This is a genomic window from Undibacterium sp. Ji22W (assembly GCF_049340305.1).
Taxonomy (GTDB): domain Bacteria; phylum Pseudomonadota; class Gammaproteobacteria; order Burkholderiales; family Burkholderiaceae_D; genus Undibacterium.
Map to the genome: position 1 here is coordinate 721916 of NZ_JBMPOU010000001.1, position 23940 is coordinate 745855.

The 23940-nt window shown below is 43.0% G+C and carries 18 protein-coding genes and 2 tRNA genes; 9 read left to right on the plus strand and 11 right to left on the minus strand.

Annotated elements, in window-relative coordinates:
- Nucleotides 1-11: 11 nt before the first annotated feature.
- Nucleotides 12-650, minus strand: a complete 639-nt coding sequence (locus tag ACO0KW_RS02970) for a response regulator (RefSeq protein WP_423050480.1) — start codon at nt 648-650, stop codon at nt 12-14.
- A 291-nt stretch (nt 651-941) separates the two neighbouring features.
- Here ACO0KW_RS02970 and ACO0KW_RS02975 point away from each other — a divergent pair, with 291 nt between their 5' ends.
- On the plus strand, nt 942-2561 hold the full coding sequence (locus ACO0KW_RS02975) for a M1 family aminopeptidase (protein ID WP_423050482.1): 1620 nt from the start codon (nt 942-944) through the stop codon (nt 2559-2561).
- 211 nt (nt 2562-2772) lie between these two features.
- On the opposite strand, the gene ACO0KW_RS02980 is transcribed toward ACO0KW_RS02975, so the two are convergent.
- Both ACO0KW_RS02980 and ACO0KW_RS02985 read right to left on the minus strand, forming a co-directional pair.
- Nucleotides 2773-4611 carry a M61 family metallopeptidase gene (locus ACO0KW_RS02980; protein WP_423050484.1) on the minus strand — a complete coding sequence of 613 codons (1839 nt, stop codon included), beginning with the start codon at nt 4609-4611 and terminating at the stop codon, nt 2773-2775.
- A gap of 399 nt (nt 4612-5010) precedes the next feature.
- Nucleotides 5011-5101 (minus strand) — tRNA-Ser (locus tag ACO0KW_RS02985).
- 191 nt (nt 5102-5292) lie between these two features.
- Between ACO0KW_RS02985 and murJ the strand changes: the two genes are divergently transcribed.
- Nucleotides 5293-6843 carry a murein biosynthesis integral membrane protein MurJ gene (murJ, locus tag ACO0KW_RS02990; RefSeq protein WP_423050486.1) on the plus strand — a complete coding sequence of 517 codons (1551 nt, stop codon included), beginning with the start codon at nt 5293-5295 and terminating at the stop codon, nt 6841-6843.
- 95 nt (nt 6844-6938) lie between these two features.
- Here the strand turns inward: murJ and ACO0KW_RS02995 are convergent, their stop codons facing one another.
- Both ACO0KW_RS02995 and ACO0KW_RS03000 read right to left on the minus strand, forming a co-directional pair.
- Nucleotides 6939-8855, minus strand: coding sequence for an ATP-binding cassette domain-containing protein (locus tag ACO0KW_RS02995; protein WP_423050488.1), 1917 nt, complete (start codon nt 8853-8855; stop codon nt 6939-6941).
- Nucleotides 8856-9384: 529 nt separating this feature from the next.
- Nucleotides 9385-9459, minus strand: a tRNA-Arg gene (locus tag ACO0KW_RS03000).
- 61 nt (nt 9460-9520) lie between these two features.
- Between ACO0KW_RS03000 and ACO0KW_RS03005 the strand changes: the two genes are divergently transcribed.
- From ACO0KW_RS03005 to ACO0KW_RS03020, 4 genes are all read left to right on the plus strand, one after another.
- On the plus strand, nt 9521-10000 hold the full coding sequence (locus ACO0KW_RS03005) for a hypothetical protein (RefSeq protein WP_423050490.1): 480 nt from the start codon (nt 9521-9523) through the stop codon (nt 9998-10000).
- A 94-nt stretch (nt 10001-10094) separates the two neighbouring features.
- Nucleotides 10095-10457, plus strand: coding sequence for an H-NS family nucleoid-associated regulatory protein (locus ACO0KW_RS03010; protein WP_423050492.1), 363 nt, complete (start codon nt 10095-10097; stop codon nt 10455-10457).
- Nucleotides 10458-10564: 107 nt separating this feature from the next.
- On the plus strand, nt 10565-10744 hold the full coding sequence (locus ACO0KW_RS03015) for a hypothetical protein (protein WP_423050494.1): 180 nt from the start codon (nt 10565-10567) through the stop codon (nt 10742-10744).
- On the plus strand, nt 10741-12375 hold the full coding sequence (locus ACO0KW_RS03020; RefSeq protein WP_423050496.1) for an N-6 DNA methylase: 1635 nt from the start codon (nt 10741-10743) through the stop codon (nt 12373-12375). The genes ACO0KW_RS03015 and ACO0KW_RS03020 overlap by 4 nt, the downstream gene beginning before the upstream one ends.
- Here ACO0KW_RS03020 and ACO0KW_RS03025 read toward each other — a convergent pair whose 3' ends face one another.
- Nucleotides 12376-13563, minus strand: coding sequence for a hypothetical protein (locus ACO0KW_RS03025; RefSeq protein ID WP_423050498.1), 1188 nt, complete (start codon nt 13561-13563; stop codon nt 12376-12378).
- 1254 nt (nt 13564-14817) lie between these two features.
- Complete coding sequence (locus ACO0KW_RS03030; protein ID WP_423050500.1) at nt 14818-15171, minus strand: hypothetical protein; 354 nt, start codon at nt 15169-15171, stop codon at nt 14818-14820.
- 346 nt (nt 15172-15517) lie between these two features.
- On the opposite strand from ACO0KW_RS03030, the gene ACO0KW_RS03035 reads away from it, so the two are divergent.
- Both ACO0KW_RS03035 and pyrF read left to right on the plus strand, forming a co-directional pair.
- Nucleotides 15518-16693, plus strand: a complete 1176-nt coding sequence (locus tag ACO0KW_RS03035) for an acyl-CoA dehydrogenase (protein WP_423050502.1) — start codon at nt 15518-15520, stop codon at nt 16691-16693.
- Nucleotides 16694-16836: 143 nt separating this feature from the next.
- A complete protein-coding gene (gene pyrF / locus ACO0KW_RS03040) occupies nt 16837-17655 on the plus strand; it encodes an orotidine-5'-phosphate decarboxylase (RefSeq protein ID WP_423050504.1) in 819 nt (272 codons plus the stop codon).
- Between the two features lie 140 nt (nt 17656-17795).
- Here the strand turns inward: pyrF and ACO0KW_RS03045 are convergent, their stop codons facing one another.
- The 4 genes from ACO0KW_RS03045 to ACO0KW_RS03060 all read right to left on the minus strand — a co-directional run bounded on the left by ACO0KW_RS03045 (nt 17796) and on the right by ACO0KW_RS03060 (nt 20468).
- Nucleotides 17796-18281, minus strand: coding sequence for a CinA family protein (locus ACO0KW_RS03045; RefSeq protein WP_423050506.1), 486 nt, complete (start codon nt 18279-18281; stop codon nt 17796-17798).
- Between the two features lie 125 nt (nt 18282-18406).
- Entirely contained in the window at nt 18407-18919 is a 513-nt protein-coding gene (locus ACO0KW_RS03050) for a phosphatidylglycerophosphatase A (RefSeq protein ID WP_423050508.1), read from the minus strand.
- Between the two features lie 5 nt (nt 18920-18924).
- On the minus strand, nt 18925-19893 hold the full coding sequence (thiL, locus tag ACO0KW_RS03055; protein WP_423050510.1) for a thiamine-phosphate kinase: 969 nt from the start codon (nt 19891-19893) through the stop codon (nt 18925-18927).
- An 83-nt stretch (nt 19894-19976) separates the two neighbouring features.
- Entirely contained in the window at nt 19977-20468 is a 492-nt protein-coding gene (locus ACO0KW_RS03060) for a DUF6882 domain-containing protein (RefSeq protein ID WP_423050512.1), read from the minus strand.
- Between the two features lie 695 nt (nt 20469-21163).
- Here ACO0KW_RS03060 and ACO0KW_RS03065 point away from each other — a divergent pair.
- Nucleotides 21164-23473 carry an NADP-dependent malic enzyme gene (locus tag ACO0KW_RS03065; RefSeq protein ID WP_423050514.1) on the plus strand — a complete coding sequence of 770 codons (2310 nt, stop codon included), beginning with the start codon at nt 21164-21166 and terminating at the stop codon, nt 23471-23473.
- The last annotated feature ends 467 nt before the right edge of the window (nt 23474-23940 follow it).

A 23940-nucleotide genomic window follows, 5' to 3' on the forward strand; every position in this document is an offset into this window, starting at 1 on the left:
TTTAAGGCACCTTAGTTGGGAAGTGTGTCCGAGTCGACGTCTGAATCAAGCACCTCATTGAGCATGCTAATCAAGATGGATCGCGTCAACTTCGATTTTGTTGCATAACCATCAATTGCATAGCTACCCATGATATTTTCTTTCGCGTAGCCAGGCTGGCCTGTCCTTAATACGATACGCAAATTTTTGCGGGATAAATCGTCGCGCAAAATATTCACGAGTTTAAGTCCTGCATCAACGGTTTCCATCACAACGTCTAGCAAAATCAACGAAGTATCAGGATTGTTTTCTGCCACTTGCTGTGCTTCTCTTGCTGAAAAGGCATGTAAAAACTCAAGTGGTTTGCCGTGAATTTCAACACCACTTAAAGCTAAGACCGTCGTGTCGTGCACATTACTGTCGTCATCCGCGATCAGAATTTTCCATGGGGAGATCGTCGACTTAGCAGAGCCTCCTTCATCGGTTTCGGTTAAAAAAACGATATTGTCTTCGCTGTCCTCATCCGACAGCAAAATGTTTTCTTCACAGATGTCTGCTGAAGTATAGAGTCTAGCTCGTTTATCACTTGACATCACACCTTGCTTGAAATACATCGGGCGCGATTTGTGCGAATTCCAGCCGGGCTGTTTACTGCTATGGCGAGTTTCCATCAGTAGCTCCCTGAACGTGGATGTTTTTACAAACTTCAAATTAATAATATGTGATACGAGGTGCCTAGACAAGTCTTTCGTTGTGAAAAAAAGTAAAATCTGAAGAGATTGTACATGAGCGACTAAATTTGCAGTCTATCAAAGAAATTAATTGTTACTACTTTGAGTCAATCATCTCTGATAAGTTCACATAAATCATTATTATTTGGGATGTTGGCTCAGTGTACCCAGTAACTTTCATTCACTTGTTGTTCAATCAATTCAAGAACTACTTAAATATCTGTCTCATTTATGAAAAAACTATTATTTATTATTTTTTGCTTTCCTTTGCTGAGTGCGTTTGAACTGGCATCGGCCAGAGACTTCTATGTCAAAAATTCTGCGATCGATGTTGAGCGTTACCGATACTTTCTTGAATTGAATGATGAAAATGCGCAAATCAAGGGAACAGCAATTATTCGTATTCATGCACTTAGTGCGCTGAGCGAATTTAATCTCGATTTGGGACAACGTGATGAGACCGGCAAAGGGATGCAAGTTTCTACAGTGACCATGGCAGGAACCGTTTTGGTCACAACTCAGCAACAAGATAAACTCACGATCAAGTTGCCAGAAATTCAGGCAGCAAATACGGTGTTTGAAATCACAGTCAATTATCAAGGTGAGCCAAAGTCGGGTCTTTTTATCAGTAATAATAAATTTGGCGAGCGTGTATTTTTTGCCGATAACTGGCCGGATCACGGCCATCAATGGTTACCCAGCATAGATCATCCAAGTGACAAAGCCGCGGTGGAATTTATTGTGACTGCACCGATGCAGTACTCGGTGGTTGCCAATGGTTTGAAAGTTGAGGAGAGCAGCCTAGATGGTAATCGTAAGCTCACACACTGGCGTGAGGATGTGCCGATTCCAGTAAAAGTCATGGTGATTGGTGTGGCGCGATTTGCGATGCAAGAGAGTGCTCGTTTGAACGACATTGCAGTGACTAGCTGGGTATTTCCGCAGAATCGACAAGAAGGTTTTCACGACTACCAAGTAGCAGTCAAGGCGCTCGACTATTTTCAAAAAAATGTCGGACCATATCCTTACAAGAAATTAGCCAATGTACAGTCAAAGACGCGTTTTGGCGGATTGGAAAATGCCAATACGATTTTCTATTTTGAAAACTCCGTAAATGGTAAGGGAGAACAAGAGGCTTTAATTGCGCATGAAATTGCACATCAATGGTTTGGTAATTCCACCACAGAAAACGATTGGCATCATGTTTGGTTAAGTGAGGGATTTGCGACTTATTTTGCGAATCTTTATCTCGAACATACCTTTGGTCGCGAAGTGTTCGTCAAGCAACTCTTAGCAAATCGTGAAAAAGTGATTCGTTATCATCAAAAAGTGATGCGACCGATTATTGATACCACGATTCAAGATCCCAATTTAGTTCTGAGTCCCAATACCTATGAGAAGGCCGCATGGATGCTGCATATGCTCAGACAGGCATTGGGTGATCGTATATTTTGGGAAGGAATACGAAGTTATTATGCGAAATTTTCTGGTAAAAATGTCCTGAGTGAAGATTTTCAAATAGTTATGCAGCAGGTCTCAGGTAAGGATTTGTCGGCATTTTTTCAACAATGGCTGTATCAGGCTGGCTATCCGAATCTAGCCGTCGAATGGAAATTTGATAAGGCTACGAAAACCTTAACATTGCACGTGGAGCAGTTGCAATCTCAGGTACAATTCGACTTTCCATTAGACATTGCGCTGCAGTCTCGCGACGCAATGCTGGAATTGCACACTGTGAGGATCAATAAGCGGCAGCATGACTTTAGTATTCCTCTGCAATTCGAGCCAAAAGGTATCAATCTTGATCCATTGGTAAAGCTACTATTTGATGCAAAAATAGAGAATAAATAATGTGTGGCAAATGATGCGTAGTAAATGATGCGTAGTAAATGATGCGTAGTAAATGATGCGTAGTAAATGATGCGTAGTAAATGATGCGTAGTAAATGATGCGTAGTAAATGATGCGTAGTAAATAACGGACTATATGTGATGTGCAAAAAAAACGTCGGCATCTGCCGACGTTTTTTTGTTAACGCTAATATGATAATTAGTGATTTGCGATTACTCTTTTGCCTTTTCGGTGCCCGTACTTGATATCGGTTTTGTGGCTGGCCACGCGATACCTGTCCAATTGGCGTTCAGGGCTTTTTGTTCATCCGTCACGGTATCGACCACTTTAAGTTTTGCTTTCCCTTTTACTTGGCGACTAGGTGCGAAGCTTATCTCGCGCAATTCATCGCGGCGGAATACGCTCAGTTTGATCGGTGTTTGTTGTAACAGCCAAAGCTTGTCGTTAATGTCTTTCGGCGTCAGGCGCAAACCGTTCGCGGCGACCAAAATATCACCAGCCACCACGCCTGCTTTCCACGCTGGACTATCACGTTCGACTTCGATCACGACTGGATGATCCGCGGTGTCACGGGTGCGCCAGCCAGTGAACCATTCTTCTTTTTGCTCGTCCTCTTTACCACCCTCTACGAGATAACGTAGACCGACTTTCGGTAATAGTTCCGCGAACGGGATTTCTCCGGTGCTGTCGACAAATTTCGCCCACCAGCCTGCCCAATCATTACCCGTAACATGCTTGAGAGCAGTGCGGACATCGGCTTCGGAATAGCCACCTTTATCCGCGGTATGGTGTTGATATAAAAATTGATGTACATGTTCAAAACCTTTCGTCCCTTTGGTTTGATGGCGAATCTCGATATCCATTGCCAATCCCAATAGCATTCCTTTGCTGTAAATATTCACAGAGGCATTGCGGGCACGCTCACCGCCAGCGTCTATCCAAGTATCAAAACTCGATTCCGCGGCACTTTGTTGGAATCGCCCGGGCTGATGTTCGTAAGCTTGCAAGGCCTTAGCAAACTCTTCCATAAATTCATCGCGATTTTGTAGACCGGCACGTAAAGTTAATAGCTCCTCGAAGTAGGAAGTATTGCCTTCTGCCATCCAAATTAAGCGTGAGTAATTTTCTTTTTGATATTCGTATGGCACCATTTCTTTGGGGCGGTAAGCTTTCACATTCCATGTATGCACAAATTCATGTGCCGCAGTGCGAATAAAGCCCAGGTACTCTTTGCGTGGCGCAAATCCCCAACGTGATTTTTGAATCACTGTGGAGTTGATATGTTCAGTTGCACCACCAACGCCATCAGTCGCATGCACGATGAATAGATAACGTTTGAAGGGGAAGGCACCGAATAACTTGCGACCTTCTTCAACCACTTTCTTTAGGTCAATCGCCATTTTTTTTCCATCATAGTTTCCGCGCCCCCAGATGGCTAATTCGATCGTGTGACCCTCTACATCAAAGCTATGGAATTCATGTTCACCAGTCTCAATAGGGGAGTCGATCAAAACATCATAATTTTTCGCGACGAAGCAATGGTCACAATCGCCTTTGTCCATACCAGAACGAGAAATCCAGGTCGTTGGCGTATTTAATTTAACTTTGATTGCCTGACTGCGAAATGGTGCCGCATACATTAGGATTCCGCTCGCATCCAGATAAGCATGAGTATCGTCAATATGTTGCGTGCGCTCACCGAGTGCGTTCGCATACACTTCATAAGAAATCTTCACGCCTTCACCTGGCTGCGTTTTAACTTGCCATGTCCCTTTGTCCGTTTTTACAAAACTCAAAGGCTTACCATTACTGTTGGTCGCTACAAATTGGCGTACATTTTTACCGAGATTGAGCACTTCGTAGCGACCAGTGCGCCAAATCGGCATTTGCACATCCAAGGTTTTTCCGCTGACAGCAGGGAAGTCGATCTTAACTTCGGCCAAATGCTGGGTCGGATTGGTGATTTTGATTTGATATTGAACATCGGCGAATGCCGCTGGTGCCGCTAACGCACAAGTCAGTGCGAGCGTACTGAAAAGAATCTTTTTCATTGTCTATTTACTTTGTCTAAATAAGTTGTTCTGTGAAAAAAAGCATTGCACGGCAAGCATGAATGCAAACTTATTTATTGTCAACGAAGAGCATAAAATGAAAAATTATTTTTATTGCCAGGCCGAATGAAATTGAAATTGGTAATCAATAAATATTCAGATTAAAGTTGTGTCGAATGGGGATATCAGGCGTGACAGCAGAGTTTTGGCATTGCGAAATTAAGGAGCTAGCGTATCAGTTGGCGTAATTTGTGGAAAATACAAATTCACGAAATTGATGGCAGAGGTTGAAGGTGTCTGCATTTTTAGAAAATATATTTTCAATAAATATCAGTCACGACTTCTTTTGGCTTAAGAAATAAAAAAGCCACGTAATTGCTTACGTGGCTTTTTAAATTCTGGCGGAGAAAGGGGGATTCGAACCCCCGGTAGGCTATGAACCTACGCACGCTTTCCAGGCGTGTGACTTAAACCACTCATCCATCTCTCCGAATTCGTCAAACGCCTTAGATTGCTATAAGCCATTTGGGAAGCTCGAGAGTATAGCAGTCAAAACGCCGTTTGTAAAACCTTTCTTCCAAGGAGCTAAGCGTCGGTGCTTGAGGTCGATCTATTTGCGATGGATTTTTAATTGTGGTTTCACCTCTGAATTCGTTGGGCCTAAGGCTATAATCTCGCCCCATGAACTTATTAAAAACACTCGCTGCGATTAGCAGCATGACGATGTTGTCACGTATCACTGGCTTGATCCGTGACGTGTTGTTTGGCTGGTATTTTGGTGCCGGCGCGATGATGGATGCTTATGTACAGGCATTCAAAATTCCTAATTTCTTTCGGCGCTTATTTGCAGAAGGTGCTTTTTCTCAGGCTTTTGTGCCGATTTTGGCTGAATATCGCAATCAAAAGGGAGAGGAAGAGGTTAAAGAGCTGATCGATCATGTGGCAACCGTATTGGTCTGGGCTTTACTGTTTACTTGCGTGATTGGTGTAGTCGGTGCACCTGTTTTAGTCGTGATGTTTTCTTCGGGGTTCTTGAATTCCCCGACCAAGTTTGATTTGACGGTAAATTTGACGCGCATTATGTTTCCTTACATTGGATTCATGTCGTTGGTGGCTTTGTCTAGCGGGATATTGAATACCTGGCGTCGCTTTAAAATTCCGGCTTTTACGCCTGTTCTGTTGAACCTCTCTTTTATCAGTGCTACTTTATTGCTGACTAGTCATTTGCGCCAACCGATTTATGCTTTGGGAATTGCGGTGTTTGTTGGCGGTGTCTTGCAACTGACGATACAAATTCCTTCTTTGATCAAAATCGGCATGTTGCCGCGAATTACAGCGAATCCGGCCTTTGCTCTACGCGATCCTAAAGTTCGTCGGGTCTTGCGTCAGATGGGGCCGGCCGTATTGGCGGTGTCTGCGACGCAAATCAGTATCATGATTAATTCAACGTGGGCGTCTTGGTTGCCCGATGGTAGCGCTTCTCAACTGAGTTTTGCCGACCGCTTGATGGAGTTTCCGTCTGCGATGTTAGGTGTGGCTTTGGGAACCGTGTTGCTGCCGAGTTTGTCGAGCGCCAAAGCGAATGCAGATACGAAAGAGTATTCCGCACTGCTCGATTGGGGGTTGCGTTTGACCTGTTTATTGGCTTTGCCCGCGGCCGTGGGTTTACTGACTTTGTCAGATGCCTTAACTGCGACCTTATTCCATAATGGTAAATTTGATGCGCATGCGGTGCATGAAACGGCAAAAGCGGTATCGGCTTATGGTGTAGGTTTAGCGGGCTTGATTTTAGTGAAAATTCTGGCGCCGGGATTTTATGCGCAGCAAGATATTCGTACGCCCGTGAAAATTGCGCTGATTGTGTTGTTGGTGACGCAGGTTTTGAATTTGCTATTTGTGCCTTTCATTCAGCAGGCGGGACTAGCCTTGTCGGTCGGCTTGGGCGCTTGTGTTAACGCTTTTTTGTTGTATCGCGGTTTGCGCAAACGGGCGATTTATGTGCCAGAGGCTGGATGGTTGACATTCTTTTTGAAATTGCTTGTCGCGCTGGGATTGATGGCAGCGGTGGCGTTGGGATTATCGATGCAGGTTGATTGGTTAGGTATTCAAGGTCATAAGTGGATGCGGGCAGGATTGATGGGGGGCGTGATCGCCACTTGTATGCTAATTTACTTTGCTACCTTATTTGTGATGGGATTTCGTGTCCGGGATTTTAGAAAAGTCTCGCGTTAGTAGTAGGTTGTTACTTCAATTAGATCTGACGTAAAAAAAGAGAAGCTAATTGGCTTCTCTTTTTATTTGGAGCGGATGAATGTAATCAGGCGATTTTACCCACCGATGGCTTCCCACTTTTCTAATGCGGCCATCAACAATTCATCAATTTCTGCGAAACGCTCATTGAGTTTTTTGATAGCGTCTGGTGTTGCATCTTTATAGAAATCGCCATCGGCAAGTTTTGTAGAAATCGTCTTTTGTTCGGCTTCCAAATTGCTGATTAAAGTCGGTAATTCATCCAATTCTTTTTGCTCTTTGTAGCTGAGCTTTTTCGGTTTGGCTTCAACTTTAGCTGCTGGTGCAGTCATGCTACTGACTGGTGACTTGTTCTCGCTTTTTTGTTTAGCCGGTGCAGCTACTGCCTTGCCTGCAGGCGAATTTTTGTAAGTTTCCCAATCGGTATAACCACCGATGTATTCTTTCCAGAGACCATCACCTTCGGAAGCGATGACTTGGGTCACTACATTGTCGAGGAAAGTTCTGTCATGGCTGACTAAGAATACGGTGCCGTCGTAATCTTCCAGCAGTTCTTCCAATAATTCTAAGGTATCGATGTCGAGATCATTGGTCGGTTCATCGAGCACTAGGACGTTTGCTGGCTTAGCAAACAAGCGTGCTAATAAGAGACGATTGCGCTCGCCACCGGACAAGGTTTTTACTGGTGAACGGGCGCGTTCTGGTGCGAACAAGAAGTCGCCGAGGTAAGACATGACGTGCTTGCGCTGACCATTGATCTCCACAAAATCGCTACCTGGAGATATTGTTTCTGCCAGACTGACTTCTTCATTGAGTTGCGTGCGCATCTGATCGAAGTAGGCGATCTGCAATTTGCTGCCTTGTTTCACAGTGCCGCTATCCGGTTGATCTTCACCTAAAATCATTTTCAGTAAAGTGGTTTTACCCGCACCGTTTTGACCGATCAAACCGATCTTATCGCCACGCATAATAATGCTGGAGAAATTATCAACGATATTTTTAGGACCAAAGCTCTTGCAGACGTTTTCGAGTTCCGCCACGATCTTGCCCGAGCGTTCACCAGTCGTGACATCGAGACGCACCTGCCCTTGTTGATCACGACGAGCTGCACGTTGCAGACGCAATTGTTCGAGGCGTTTAACACGACCTTCATCACGCACGCGACGGGCTTTCACGCCCTTACGTATCCAGACTTCTTCTTGCGCCAAGAATTTATCAAACTTCGCCGCTTCGACTTCTTCGATTTCTAACTGTTCTTCTTTGCGTACTTGATAGGTCGTAAAATTGCCAGGGAAAGAAGTGATCTTGCCGCGATCCAATTCGATGATGCGGGTTGTTACATTGTCGAGGAAGCTACGATCATGCGTGATGAACAGTACGCTGCCTTTGAAGTCTTTTAACAAGCCTTCTAGCCATTTAATCGAAGAAAAATCCAGATGATTGGTCGGTTCATCGAGCAATAAAACGTCAGGCGCACTGACTAAAGCACAAGCTAAGGCTACGCGTTTTTTCATACCGCCAGACAAGGTGCTCATGATCGCGTCTTTGGATAAATTCAATTTTTCCAAAGTCGTCTCAACCGTATTGCCCAAGCTCCAGGCGTTGGCTGCATCAAGTTGTACCTGAATGTCGTGCATACGCTCCATTAAAGCGTCATCATTGTCGCCACCAAATTGGCCAGTAATCGCTTCGTACTCTTGCAGCAATTGAGGCAAATCACCCAATCCAGATGCCACCGCGTCAAACACGGTTTGATCAGGGTCAAATTGCGGCTCTTGCTCGACATAGGCGATCTTGATGCCTTGTTGCATCACCAAAAGTCCATCATCAAGCTTGAAGGTGCCTGCGATAATTTTGAGAAGAGAGGATTTACCGGTACCGTTACGCCCAATTAAACCAACCCGTTCTGAGGTTTCGATGGAAAATTCTGCGTGATCGAGGAGGGCGACGTGACCAAATGCCAGTTGCGCGTTACTGAGAGAGATGACTGCCATAAAAAACTTCTGTCGAGCTAAAAAGAGCCGATGCGTGTAGATGAAGATCGTTAAAAACGAGGAAAGGCGCTATTGTACGCTAGTTGCATTCGGTTTCATCGTTTGCGTTGATTGTTGTTGCTCTGTCAGGTAAGATGTCTGGCTTCGTTTGACATAGACGTTAACGAAACGAGGGCGGCTTGAAAAGCCCTTCATCGGGATGCAAGGCAAGGCGGTTCCCGCAGCAATACACAAGTATTGCGAGGACAACCAACGCAGAATTGTGCCCGATTAAGGGGTTTGCGAGCAGTCCGAAAGTCTCTCCGTAGCACAATGGATAGTGCACATGCCTCCTAAGCGACTTGGTAGGGTGCTAAACCAAAGCTAAGTTGTTGATTTATATGGAAAGCAGGCTCTGCTAATCCCTCGAAATCCACCTTGATCCAAGGTAGTCTTGGAACAAATTTGGCACACGAAGATGGAAAAGTAAGGGCCAGAAACGACAACAGGTAGCATGTAGCTACCTGTTTTTTTATGTGGCGTCAATCGGTGGTGTCCCCACCAGGAATCGAACCTGGATCTGATTCTTAGGAGGAACCTGTTCTATCCATTGAACTACAGGGACACACGATCAGCCAACTACTGTAGCATGTGTGCGAGTCTTTAGACAAGAAGTGATATACAAAATGGTAAGTCAACAACTTATTGATAATTTGAAGGAAAAGACCAAAGGCAAGTTGTTGATGTCACCTGAACAACTGTCTGAAGTAATTCCACTTACTTCCAAGCAGCAATCAAAGTTGCGAAAAGAAAACCGTTTTCCAATCCCCTTCAAGAACATTGGACGACTCGTTTATTACTCAGTTTATGACGTGGCTAACTTCCTTTTGAATGGTGAAACCACACCAACTAAAGAAGTTCCAGAAGAAGCGCCAGCACCACAGATCACCGTCAAGAAGAAGCCAACCAAGTCCACAGCACCAGTTCAGGACCTATCCCATATCTTCATGCTCAGAGCTTTTGCAAAGTCTTTGGAAGAACGTGCAACGGCTATGCTGAACTTGGCAGAGAACTTAAAAGACTATGCCAACAAGAAAGAAATGAAAGATCGCTTTGAACTGAAGTTCCCAACAAAAGGTTCAAAAGAACCTGTTGTAAAAAAGTAGGATCAAGCTGAAAAGAACACGTTTAATCCTGGACGCTGGAGAACTTTCGAATGAAACTCCTTCTATCGCATCAAACCGATAAAAGGATGTCAAAATGAACGAATCAACTTCCAAGAGAACAAAACCAATGGCAACAGCAACCCCAACCTTTGATGAACTTCAAGCTCAGATCAAGAAGCTTACTGAACAGGCCCAAGCCGTTAAGAAGACTGAGATTGAAACTGTCTTGAAAGACATGAAAGCCAATATTGAAAAGTATGGTCTGACTGCTGATCAACTGGGGTTTACCACTGCACCAAAGAAGACTATCAAGAAGGCTTCTTCTTCCACCAAAGAAGCCGTTGTTATGTATCAGAATGGTAATTTAACTTGGTCAGGTGCGGCACGTGGAAGAAAGCCCAAATGGGTTATGGCAGCACAAGCAGCAGGTGAAGACCTTGAAAAATACCGTATTTAATTAGACGCAACGAAAAATCAAAGCACCTTTAGGTGCTTTTTTTATTGACGCAACACACAGCACACGCTATGATCATGTGATCTATGTAACATAACATAAGGCACATAATGGCCATCGGTGATTCAGGGCGAATAGTTCTAGAAATAGAACCTGAACTTAAGAAAAAGCTCTATGCATGTTTAGCACTAGAACAAATGACATTGAAAGATTGGTTCATCAAGACTGCGCAAGAGCATATGAAGAATCAACATCCAGAAATCTACACCTTAAATAACAATAAAAAATGAATTTCATTGAAAATGAATCCGAGCAGAAACTTCGAGGCGGATATTATACGCCCGAAGATTTAGCAACATACATTGCAAAATGGGTTACGAATTCTTCTCCAAGCAACATTCTAGAACCAAGCTGCGGGGATGGAATTTTTATTAAAGCAATTAAAAATCTTGAATACAAAAAGAAATTACATTTTCATGGTTTTGAATTATTAGACAGCGAAGCTCAAAAAGCAAAAGAACTAGCCGATGACTTAAAAATCAAAAGCACAATAAATTGCAGTGATTTTCTTGATCATGCAATTCAGGTCATGAATTCTGGAAAATCAAAATATGATGCAGTTGTTGGAAATCCCCCATTTATTCGCTATCAATACTTACCTAAAGAGTCTCAAGAAAAATCTGAAATCATCTTTAAAAGCGAAAATCTAAAATTTACTAAGCATACAAATGCATGGGTCCCATTTGTAATCGCAGCCATCAAAATTCTTAAACCCGGCGGCAGGTTTGGAATGATTTTGCCAGCAGAAATTATTCACGTAATGCATGCACAATCATTAAGAACTTATCTTGGCGAACAATGCAGTAAACTTCTTATTATTGATCCAGAAGAAATTTGGTTTGAGGGCACACTCCAAGGTGCCATTATTTTGTTTGCTGAGAAAAAGCAACAAATTGAGGATCATTCTTATGGACTGGGAATTTACAAAGTTGTTGGAAAACATTTCCTCCAAGAAGATCCAGAAGAAGTATTCAATAAAACACCACGTATCAATGGTGAAACTGTTGAAGGTAAATGGACGCAAGCTCTGTTAACAAAAGAAGAACGAGAACTTGTTAAATCACTTTTAAAATTAGATGATGTTCATAAATTTCACGACATCGCAAAAGTAGACGTTGGAATTGTTACGGGAGCAAATAATTTTTTCTTGGTTACTAATGAAGTAGTTCAAGAATATGACTTGAAGAACTATGCTCACCCGATGTTTGGACGAAGTGGACACTGCCCGGGACTTATTTATGATGAAGTGCAACATCGTGAAAATGCCATTAAAGGCAATCCAACAAATTTCATTCTCATTAAGGATGAACTTTCTAAATTGCCCAAAAAAGTCAAAGAGTACATTGCATTCGGTGAGTCACAAGAACTACATAAGCGCTACAAATGCAGGATTAGGAAGCCTTGGTATACAGTTCCATCTGTGCATTCAACAAAAATTGGTATGTTGAAACGCTGCCATGATATACCTAAATTAATTCTCAATACTCTTGAGGCATACACGACAGATACCGCATATCGGATTACAGCCAAGCAAGATATTAATGGTGAAAAACTCGTTTTTTGCTTTGGAACAGCTTTGACTGCTTTAAGTGCCGAACTTGAAGGTCGACATTATGGCGGTGGTGTTCTTGAATTAGTTCCTTCTGAAATTGAAGAGCTAACTATTGCCTATCCAAAAAATCTTTCTGAATTTGATTTAGAAACATTAAATTCGACGTACAAAAAGGAAAGTGCCCCCACAATTCTCGAACAACAGTCAAGAATTGTATTAGGAGCACTTGGTGTTACCAATGATCAACAAGCAATGCTATTGAATGCTTGGAAGAGGTTGAAAAATAGGCGGCAACGAATCAGTGATTGATTAATCAATTTCAATCATGAATTCAGGTGGAGTTGTGTCTTTCCTGTGCAAAGTCATAACTCTACCCAACAAGTATTCTTGAGCTATAAGACTTTTTGCATCGCCCCAACTAATATTAGTCATCGCATTATTTTGCATATACGACTTTGAAGTTGCATCAGTATTATGAGAAATTTTTAAATTAAAAGTCCCTCTATATTCACCTTTTGTAAATATATGGACAATTATTTTTGCACGCTCATAATGCGGCAACGCAGAATCTACAGTCCAATTTGCATCAGAAAAAATGTCATCACGAAAGTCATGCTTTTGATCAATTCCATCCATTGCCCCTTTTTTCCACAGCATAGAACCAGTTGGATTTGTATTTCCACCTTTTGGAATATTCAAATCTCTTTCTTTTAACTCCTTGCTTTGCCAGACTAGATAATAGTCATCTATGTTTGGAATTCCAATACTTGGAAGATATGTTGCTTTATCCTGACCATCTTCATTAAAAACAATTGCATCAAGTAAACCCTCCTTACTCTTTTTCTTACTGACTGGTGCAGGAAATTTTCTATGCAAACTCATCAAAGGTAGCTTATCGCCATTATCCTTTAATGATCTAGAGTTTTTCTGCTTTATAGAAACAGTTTCATCAACAACTCTTCCGGTATCAAAAAGAGACTTAATATCATTCTTGTCACCAATTTTAATTACGTGATTCGGATAATTTTTAATCAAGTCATTAAAATTTCTTTCTGCATCATCAACAAACGTTTTATCTTCAATTGAATTCAAATCAAGATCAAGAATTGAACTTGATTCAATATTATTATGAAGACCACCAAAAGTTAAATTTGCACTTCCAATTATCGCTGTAGCAGATTTTTTAAATCTAGATAGATAGATTTTTGGATGAAAGATAGTAGTACGTGAACCAGTATCAACGGCATAAAGTGCTGCACCGGTTTCAAGGATAATCTCAAGTGCCTGATAAGAAGTAATATCATTTCTTACTCCAACAAAGACAAAACATTTTTCCTTGTTCTTTTCTAGTGCTGACTTTATTACAGCAGCGCCTTGACTCTTCGCAAAAGCAACACTGATTAGTAATTTATCCAACTCTCTATCAAACGTTGCCTTGATGAGTGAAGAGTGATCATGTTCTGTCACTGCCTGTAGCAAAAACCTAGCCTTAGCCATTTCAATCTCCCAAAAAATATGGGGAAATGATATCAACATACAGCAGTCTCGTATAGATCAGAACGTCACAATATTTTTTTTCAAGGAATTAGTTTTAGGTTCAAAAGTAGAGCAGGCTACAGAGCTATTTTAAATTTTATTCAATGACAATCTGGAACCGCAATTTTTTACGACCGCACTACTCTTTCATAATAGACAGTAAAAAAGCTAGTCATTAAGACTAGCCTTTTTATTGTCGTTAGATTCGGCACCACCCGGTTTCTAACAGTACACTTGACAATTAAGAAATTCTTATTAGAAGTGTACTACCGCGAACAAACTAATCATATTAGATATTTTTTAATTGTCAATAACTCGAAACTGATTATTTGCTCTTGGTAAAACAAGGGCATTTTTTATGCCTGAATGAAAGATGGATTGATATGTTATATGTCACAAGGCAACCATAAGACCTTGGAATCAGCATTCAATCAATCCAGGAAGAAGTTAGGAAAATAGAGGATGCTTGTTCATGGTTGAATAATACAGCGACGAACAAATGCAGAACTTGAATGATTTAGGCACTTAATAACAACCATGCGCCTATAACAACAAGCAGACTCAAAATCCTGAAAGTATTTAATCAGTCATTTGTGTGACGAAAATAGCATGGCTCATTAGAGTGTAGTAGTTTGGCAAAATTACAGCGATACGGCATAAGATAAGTCCGAATGCAACTGGCGAGAAGTTGCAACCACGCCAAATGAACGAGCCCAATAGCACAAATGCCATTGTTTGCGAACAATGGAGTTTCTTTCAGACTACTGATGAGGAATTATTCATGCCGATTCCTCAAGGCAAGAAGTTGGGTTGTGCAAAGCAAAAGGTTAAAGCTTAGTTCATAGAAATATGGATGCCGTGGAGATCCTGCACACTGCTGTTAGATTGGCAGAAAACGACTACGGTTTCAGTGAGTTGCTAACCGCTTACTGGGGTCTTTTCAACTGAATGAAAAGAGACAAAAGCAAAACGATTTTCTCAAGATCGTTAGGGTTAGGCTTTGTCTTTTTCTTTAGAAAAATACAAAGCTGTGTACTATCAAAAACCAATAAATGATGAATGGTACATCAGCAAATTAGATTAACAATCCTCAAACAATCATTAACTCGTCAGAGATTTACGATAGTAAATAAAAATCCTGCGAGAAAATTTAATCAACCAAGACAAAGCGCCATAAGGTGCTTTTTTTTCGACCTAACGCGAGACGTTAGGACCTCACGTGCCACTGCATGTACCTTCTTCACTGACAAACGTCCCAGATTTGAAATTTCCAAGCGGAACTTTTCCAATCTCCAACTTCAATTTTTGAAGGTCATACCGCTTGCCATCGGCAACTGTGTTGTGCTTTAAATATTCGGTGAAAATTTGAGCCAAAGTCAGCTTCTTGATTTTGGTGATGTCTACCGACTCACCACGATCAATTTTTGACTTGACTTCACGAATGAATTTTTCAGCTTCTTTTTTTGTCTTGTAGGTCTTGCTTACAGCAACACCAGCTTCGCGCACACGCACCAAGAACGACACATCGCCATTGACGCCAACACGTTCAGTGATCAACTTCCCCGCCATCTTCACCACTCCTTTTAGAACGTCCAAGTTGGAACTTGGAACAAATTTGGAACATTATGGCTAGAATAGCGTACATCACCACTGTAAGTAGTTGCTGTATAAGTAGTTTTTTAACTTGTTAGTGTTCCCTCCTAAGCGTGGGATACAAGTTCGATTCTTGTCGGAGGGACCAAACTTTCACATTTTCCACATTTATGTCAGTTTCAGTTAGTAAATTGGCACAGTTCAAATTTCCACGTTCGCCTAAATCGGTTAGCATGTCGGTCTAAGAAAACAATCGATGATGCCCTTGGATATCCCAATCGCGATCACGTTAAGACAAACCACAAGAATTTGAGAGATTGATATGGCAAAAGCATCATTTCAATGGGAAGACCCACTGTTGTTGAGTTCGCAATTGAGCGATGATGAACGCATGGTACAAGAGGCTGCGCGCGTGTATTGCGAAGAAAAATTGGCACCGCGAATTTTGGATGCTTTCCGCAACGAGCGCACTGATCCTGCTATTTTTCGTGAAATGGGTGAACTCGGTCTGCTTGGATCAATGATCCCAGCCGAGTACGGCGGTGCAGGTTTGAACTATGTTTGTTATGGCTTGGTAGCCCGTGAAGTGGAACGTATTGATTCTGGCTATCGCTCTATGATGAGTGTGCAATCGTCCTTGGTGATGGTGCCGATTAATGAGTTTGGTAGTGCAGCGCAGAAGCGCAAATATTTGCCTAAGCTTGCGACTGGCGAGTGGATTGGTTGTTTCGGTTTGACAGAGCCAGATCATGGTTCTGATCCCGGCAGTATGGTGACACGCGCTAAGACGGTTGATGGCGGTTACTTGCTAAGCGGCGCGAAGATGTGGATCACGAATAGTCCGATCGCTGATGTGTTTGTGGTCTGGGCCAAAACGGATGATGGTCGTATCCGTGGCTTCATTTTGGAAAAAGGCTGGGAAGGCTTAACGGCACCAGCGATTCATGGCAAGGTGGGATTGCGTGCGTCGGTCACAGGCGAGATTGTGATGGACGGCGTTTTTGTGCCGGAAGAAAATCTGATGCCACACGTTGAAGGTTTGAAGGGTCCATTCACTTGTTTGAATTCTGCACGCTTCGGTATTGCCTGGGGCGCGTTGGGGGCTGCTGAATTTTGCTGGCATACAGCACGTCAGTACACGATGGACCGCATCCAGTTCGGTCGGCCTTTGGCGGCAAATCAATTAGTACAGAAGAAACTGGCTGATATGCAGACCGAAATCACTTTGGCCTTGCAAGGCTGCTTGCGTCTTGGTCGTATGAAAGATGAGGGCACGGCTGCGGTCGAGATCACATCTATTATGAAGCGCAATTCTTGTGGCAAATCTTTAGATATCGCACGTACAGCACGTGATATGTTGGGTGGCAATGGGATTTCGGATGAATTCGGTATCGCGCGTCACTTGGTTAATTTGGAAGTGGTGAATACCTATGAAGGTACGCATGACATTCATGCTTTAATTTTAGGGCGTGCGCAAACAGGGATTGCTGCTTTCTAAATTGGTGTTGATCTTGTCATTTGGCGGGAATGAAAAAGTCATGGTTTATAATGGAGGGATGAAAACCTGTTGAAATTACGGGTTTTGTCCCTTTTTTATTGAGATCACGTCCGCGATTTCATTACAGACGATAGAGATATACCGTGACTTTTTTACAAAAACTTTCCAATGCTTGGACCACCAATAACTCCCTGTTATGCGTGGGTTTAGACCCTGATGTGAATAAATTTCCTGCGGAATTGGCAGGGCAGTCCGATGCGATTTATGTTTTTTGTAAAACGATCGTTGATGCAACCTCCGACTTAGCTTGTAGCTTCAAGCCCCAGATCGCTTACTTCGCCGCCTTGCGCGCCGAAGATCAGTTGGAAGCGATTTGTCGTTATATCAAAACGACCTATCCGAATATTCCTATTGTGTTAGATGCAAAGCGCGGTGATATCGGTGCCACTGCTGAGCAATATGCACGTGAAGCTTTTGAGCGGTATGATGCTGATGCGGTCACGGTAAATCCTTATATGGGTTTCGATTCAGTCGCGCCGTACTTAGAATGGAAAGACCGTGGTGCTATTGTCTTGTGCCGTACCTCAAATGCGGGTGGCTCTGATCTGCAATTTTTAGATGTGGGTGGAAAGCCTTTGTATCAACATGTGGCGCAATTGGTGGCGGATAAATGGAATACCAATGGCCAATGTTCGCTCGTCGTCGGTGCAACATTTCCCAATGAAATTGCTCAAGTGCGTGCTTTGATAGGGGATATGCCCTTATTGATTCCTGGTGTCGGTGCGCAGGGTGGCGATGTTGAATCGACGGTGCGAGCTGGTCGTACTGCAAACGGCTCGGGAATGATGATTAATTCCTCTCGGGCGATTTTATATGCCAAGCCGGTAGCTGATGAAACTTATGCACAGGCGGCACGCCGTGTTGCATTGGAAACGCGGGATGCTATTAATTTGTTCCGTTAATAATCTTAGTTTATCAAGTGCATTGATCAAATTTGATAGACGTAATTCTTAAGAATAAAAAATTAAAAAGGCGCGGAGAATAATTTCTTCGCGCCTTTTTGGTTCTTAAATGATGCTTTTCAGTTCAGTTTTTCCCGAAACTAAATCTCATCGACATACCGTAGTAATTTATTGAGTGCGTGTGCCACGGTTTGCTCCCGTACTGCATGTCGATCACCCGCAAACACTTTACGCTCAGTATGCGTCACACCACCCACGCGCCAGCCGAAACACACTGTACCAACGGGTTTTCCCGGTACTGCGCCGCCAGGCCCGGCAATGCCGGTGGTAGATAAAGAAACGTGTGCTTCAGAATTCGCTAATGCACCTTCGGCCATTGCCGCTGCGATCTCTTCGCTAACTGCACCATGTTGCGCAATTAGCGAGGCAGAAATGTCCAGCATCTCAGTCTTCGCCGAATTGGAGTAACTCACAAAACCGCAATCAAACCATTCGGAAGAGCCAGCGATTTCTGTCAGGGCACAGCACACACCGCCCCCTGTGCAAGATTCAGCGACCGAAAGTAATAGCTTCTTAGATTTGAGCGCATTGCCTACTTTTTCTGCTAGTTCAATCATGTCCGCCATGAATTGTCTCCTTGAATTTAGTCTGACCATTTACATCTACTATCTCAGGGAATACTTTAGCACCTAGCACTGTATTTAAGGTGATTTATCGAATGTATTTTTCCTGCTTGGAATCAATTGCTTGTTCACCAAACTCGCCAAAATGCAAATACTAATAGTGCGAAGAAGGCTGCGACGATGTCGTCAAACATCACGCCAAATCCGCCTTTGAATTGGCGATCAAAATAGCCAATCGGCGGCGGTTTGACCATGTCAAAAAAACGAAAAGCAATGAAGGCCCAGAATTGGGTTGTGATTGGCGCAGGTGTAATCAAGAGTAAGACTAGCCAAAATGCAATAATTTCATCCCAAACCATGCTGCCGTGATCAGCAACACCGAGATTTTTTCCGGTAACTTCGCAAGCCCATACACCTACGAAATAACCAATGACGATAATAATTCCCCAATTAAGTTGAGTGAATAGCTGCGGCCAACGAATACTAAGAACGACAAAACTTAACCAAGCAAATAGTGTCCCTGCAGTGCCCGGCATGATAGGCGACAGACCGCTTCCGAATCCTTGCGACAACAAATGTGCGGGATGGGCGAGCATAAATGCCGGTGTTGGTTTTAAGATGGGATTAGGATTGACGTCCATAATTGTTACGGTGTGGTGAAGTGATCGAAGGAATTTAAAGACAAGTTTATGGTTTCGCCATTCATATCACGCAAACGTAAGCCAATTTCTGCCTCAATTATGCCAACACGAGTGACTGCGGTTTGACTTGCTAAGCCAGCTGCAATGATGGCTTCACGCTGATCGCTTGGCGCGGTGAAACATAGTTCGTAGTCATCACCACCATTCAACGTAAATTCCCGACGTTTTTCTTGTGTTTGTTTCTCTAATATAGGGCCAGCAGGCAAACCATCCACATCCAAACTGGCACCCACATGTGAGCGTTCCAGAATATGGCCGAGGTCGCCGATTAATCCATCTGAAATGTCTAATGCCGCATTCGCTATTCCACGTAGAGCCATGCCTAGTGCAATTCTTGGTGTGGGTCGATGCATGCGGCTCGCAGCTTGCAAATGGTCCTCTTCAGAAAGTGCTATTTCTTCACAATAGGATGCCAAGGCTAAGCGTGCATCGCCCAAATTTCCAGAGATCCAGATGTCGTCGCCTACTTGCGCAGCATCGCGGCGTAATGCAGAAGCCGGAGGTAGTTCTCCAAATATAGTGATGCAAATATTGAGCGGGCCTTTCGTCGTGTCCCCCCCGATTAAACGACACTGATGTTGCCTTGCTAAGTCCAGTAATCCTTGTGAAAATCCAGCTAACCAGGCTGGATTTGCCTCAGGTAAAGACAGCGCTAGAGTGAATGCCAGTGGCTTAGCGCCCATGGCTGCAAGATCAGATAAATTAACCGCCAAGCTTTTGTGTCCTAGGCCTATCGCCTCTGCATCAGGGAAAAAATGCCGGCCAGATACGAGCATGTCGCTAGAAATCGCTAATTGCATACCTGTACTGGGATTCAATAACGCACAATCGTCACCAATGCCCAACGCAAAGCGGGAATCACTAGAGTAATCCTGCACAAAATACTGTTTGATGAGGTCGAATTCTGAAAGCATCCTGCATTGTAACTAAAGCTTTTCGTGCACGGGTGAAAATGTCATTGAGGTCTGAAGTCAAAAACCATTATTTCGAAGCGTGCTTAAGTTTGTGCTTCATGCGCAATTTGAATGTCACTAAAATTTAAGAACATGCTGACGCCAGGTTTCACCTCGACACGATATGCACCTTTTGCTTTATTTAAGCGCATCGCCAATGCGGTTAATTCCCAGGCGCGATGTTCGGTACAAGTGACGCTTCCACGCGTCAGCTCCTTAGCTTTTTGTTCTTTACCAAATTCTCTAACTATGCTGGCGTTTCGCTTTAGCCCTGGTAAAACTGAAGGATGATTCCAGCCCCACATAAAAGTGCTATCTTTATGATGAAAAGTGCCAACGATTTGTGCTGCTGCCAAAGCGAACGTGCCATCTTCAAAACTTAAAAGCAGCTGTCCATTATTTTGGTCTAGGTGCCAAGATTTTTCTTCTCCCAGCCGCCAAGTGGAGTTATGCAGCATATTCGCAACCTGTGCTTCGTCAGCACTGGCAGCGATGTAGGCATCCAGGTTGTTCTCTCGGTTGAATAATTTGACCATCGGGCTACACCATTCTCAATGTCATGTTTGAGACGGCTATGCATTTGCAGTTGGCACTGGCGAGGTCGGTGAATTGATTTTCACCCTGGGGTTGTGTTTTCGTTACATTAATTGTGTACATCTCTCACCTCGCTGACTTTCATCGCTTGCTCTATTTATTTTATGTCATTTGTCTTGAAATTAGCTATTTGTGGCAAAGCTGCGATTGGCGCTAATTTCTGTAAGATCTTTGCATGACCGTGGAAAAACAGGCTTGAAAGGAAATCTTTTTATCATTATTGATTTTGCCAAGATTGGTTTCTTGGCAATAGGAATTGAGTAATGGAAAATACTGTAAATTTGTCGATTACGCAAATGAAGTTTTTGTGCAGATGTAAATTGAAAACAACACATACGCGCTTCAAAGTGAGACCTAAAAAACCGAATGCACCCAAGTTTCGATGAAACCTTTGGGTTCGTTATTCAGCAAGTCACATAATAAATTTGATTTGCGCGCGCTTGATCATGTTAATAAGAGATTCTAATTTATTATCTTGGTAATCAAAAGTCATTTTCTTGTCTAACTTTAACAAATAATCGTGATTGCTTATGCAAAAAAGTAATGGAACGCGTATAAATACGTATGAAGCAATTGTTGCCTGTCTGCTAGAATCATTAACCCCCTCATTTGTTAGCATAAGAAGGAATCAACTCGCATGGATTCAGCAGATCAAAAAGAATTACTTCGTCAACAATTGCGTCAAGCAGCGTTGGAGTATCACGAGTTTCCGACTCCGGGCAAAATTAGCGTCACGCCAACTAAACAATTAACAAATCAGCGTGACTTAGCGTTGGCGTATTCGCCGGGAGTAGCATCCCCATGTGAGGAAATTGTAGCTGACCCCGCAGCGGCGTTTAAGTACACAGCACGCGGCAATTTGGTCGGTGTCATCACGAACGGAACAGCAGTGCTAGGCCTAGGAAATATCGGTCCATTGGCGTCCAAACCGGTGATGGAAGGTAAAGGTGTCTTGTTCAAGAAATTTGCGGGTATTGATGTTTTTGATATTGAAATTAGTGAATCTGATCCGGATAAATTAGTCGATATCATCGCCTCCTTAGAGCCAACGTTTGGTGGTATTAATTTAGAGGATATTAAAGCACCAGAGTGTTTCTATATTGAACGAAAATTGCGTGATCGCATGAAAATTCCCGTGTTCCATGATGATCAACATGGAACTGCGATTATCGTTGGTGCGGCGATTTTGAATGGTTTGAAAGTCGTCGGAAAAGATATCAATCGTTGCAAACTGGTCGTGTCTGGTGCAGGCGCTGCAGCGCTGGCCTGTCTTGATTTGATTGTTGATCTGGGCTTTCCAATTGAAAATATATTTGTCACCGACCTAGCTGGCGTCGTTTATAAAGGCCGCGTGGAGTTGATGGATCCGGATAAAGAGCGATTTGCTCAAGAGACTTCTGCACGAAGCCTCAAAGAAGTAATTGTGGGTGCCGATATTTTCTTGGGCTTATCCGCTGGCGGTGTATTGAAGCAAGACATGGTCAAGTCCATGGGCGAACGCCCATTGATTTTAGCGTTAGCAAATCCGACGCCAGAAATTTTGCCCGAAGAAGTCAAAGCAGTGCGTGATGATGCCGTGATGGCAACTGGGCGCTCTGATTATCCAAATCAAGTCAACAACGTCTTGTGTTTCCCATATATTTTCCGTGGCGCTTTAGATTGTGGTGCAACGACAATCACACGCGAAATGGAAATCGCCGTAGTTCATGCAATCGCCGACTTAGCGCAAGCCGAACAATCTGATGTGGTGGCTTCTGCTTACGGTATTTCTAATTTGTCGTTCGGTCCTGAATATTTGATTCCGAAGCCATTTGATCCGCGTTTGATGATCAAGATCGCGCCAGCCGTTGCAAAAGCGGCAGAGGAGTGTGGCGTAGCTGCGCGACCAATTCAAGATATGCAAGCCTATAGCGACAAACTACAGCAGTTCGTTTATCACAGCGGCACTTTCATGAAGCCGCTGTTTCAAATTGCGAAGAAGGCACCCGATGCTCGTAAACGTATTGTTTTTGCTGAAGGCGAAGAAGAGCGTGTATTGCGTGCGGTGCAGGTTGTCGTCGATGAAAAGCTGGCGAAACCGATTCTGGTTGGACGGCCGCATATTTTAGAAAAACGCATAGAAAAATTTGGATTGCGTTTGCGCGCGGGTGTTGATTTTGAAGCGATCAATCCAGAGATGGATGCGCGCTATCGTGATTACTGGCAAACTTACCATCAAATGACTTGCCGTCAAGGTATCACCGAGCAATATGCCAAGTTGGAGATGCGTCGCCGTCATACCTTAATCGGCGCGATGATGGTACACAAGGGCGATGCGGACGGGATGATTTGCGGAACCTTTGGTATAGGTAGTCTGCATCTGTTTTATATTAATCAAGTGCTCGGCAAGCGCGCGGGCGTCAACGTCTATGCTGCAATGAATGGTTTAGTGCTACCTGACCGTCAATTGGTGTTAGTTGACACCCATATTAATGAAAATCCTACTGCAGAACAAATTGCTGAAATCACGATCTTAGCTGCCGAAGAAATGCGCCGTTTTGGTTTGCAGCCAAAAGCAGCATTGTTGTCACATTCTAATTTTGGTTCGAGTAACAGTGAATCAGCGAAAAAGATGCGAACAGCATTGGCGATCGTTCAACGCGATGCCCCCGATTTGGAAATCGATGGTGAAATGCATGGGGATACGGCTTTGGATTCAAATTACCGTCAAAAAATGATGCCAACTTCGACATTAAAAGGCGATGCTAATTTATTGGTAATGCCTAATATTGATGCTGCGAACATTGCCTATAATTTATTGAAAACCACTGCCGGAAACAATATCGCAATCGGACCAATTCTGTTAGGGTGCGCAAAGCCAGTCCATATTCTGACGTCGTCTGCAACGGTGCGTAGAATTGTGAATATGACAGCTTTGTGTGTTGTTGATGCGGTGGCTCAGCGTTAAAAGACAGAAATAATCATTTAAAACCGCCAACTATTTGGCGGTTTTTTTTCGTGTCAAAAATGCCTTACTAGTTTTGGTGTGTTAAATACGTCAACAATACCACTTGTAATTTCTTTACGGAAATTTTTTTAAATTCCCAAGGGGAAATGTTTGTATTTCTCAATTGTGGTAATACCACTTTCGCTGTTGTATTTTTGATCCGTATTTTTTAGTATAAACACCTATGATAAAAATATGCATTATATAAATTTAAAAAGTAAGAAATAGCGGCTTTATTCAATGTTTTGTTTATTTTTTTGAAAAATTTCAGCATTTAATTCTGTTGTTATTTTTTAATCTAGTGTAAAAATTACCTGTATAGTCAAATATGTATGTTTTCAATCAGCTCCTGCTCTGTTCTACTAGCACTGCCGCTTGAGGTTTGTCAAAAATTCTAGAAATTAACGACAAACTCAAATAAAAAGAGC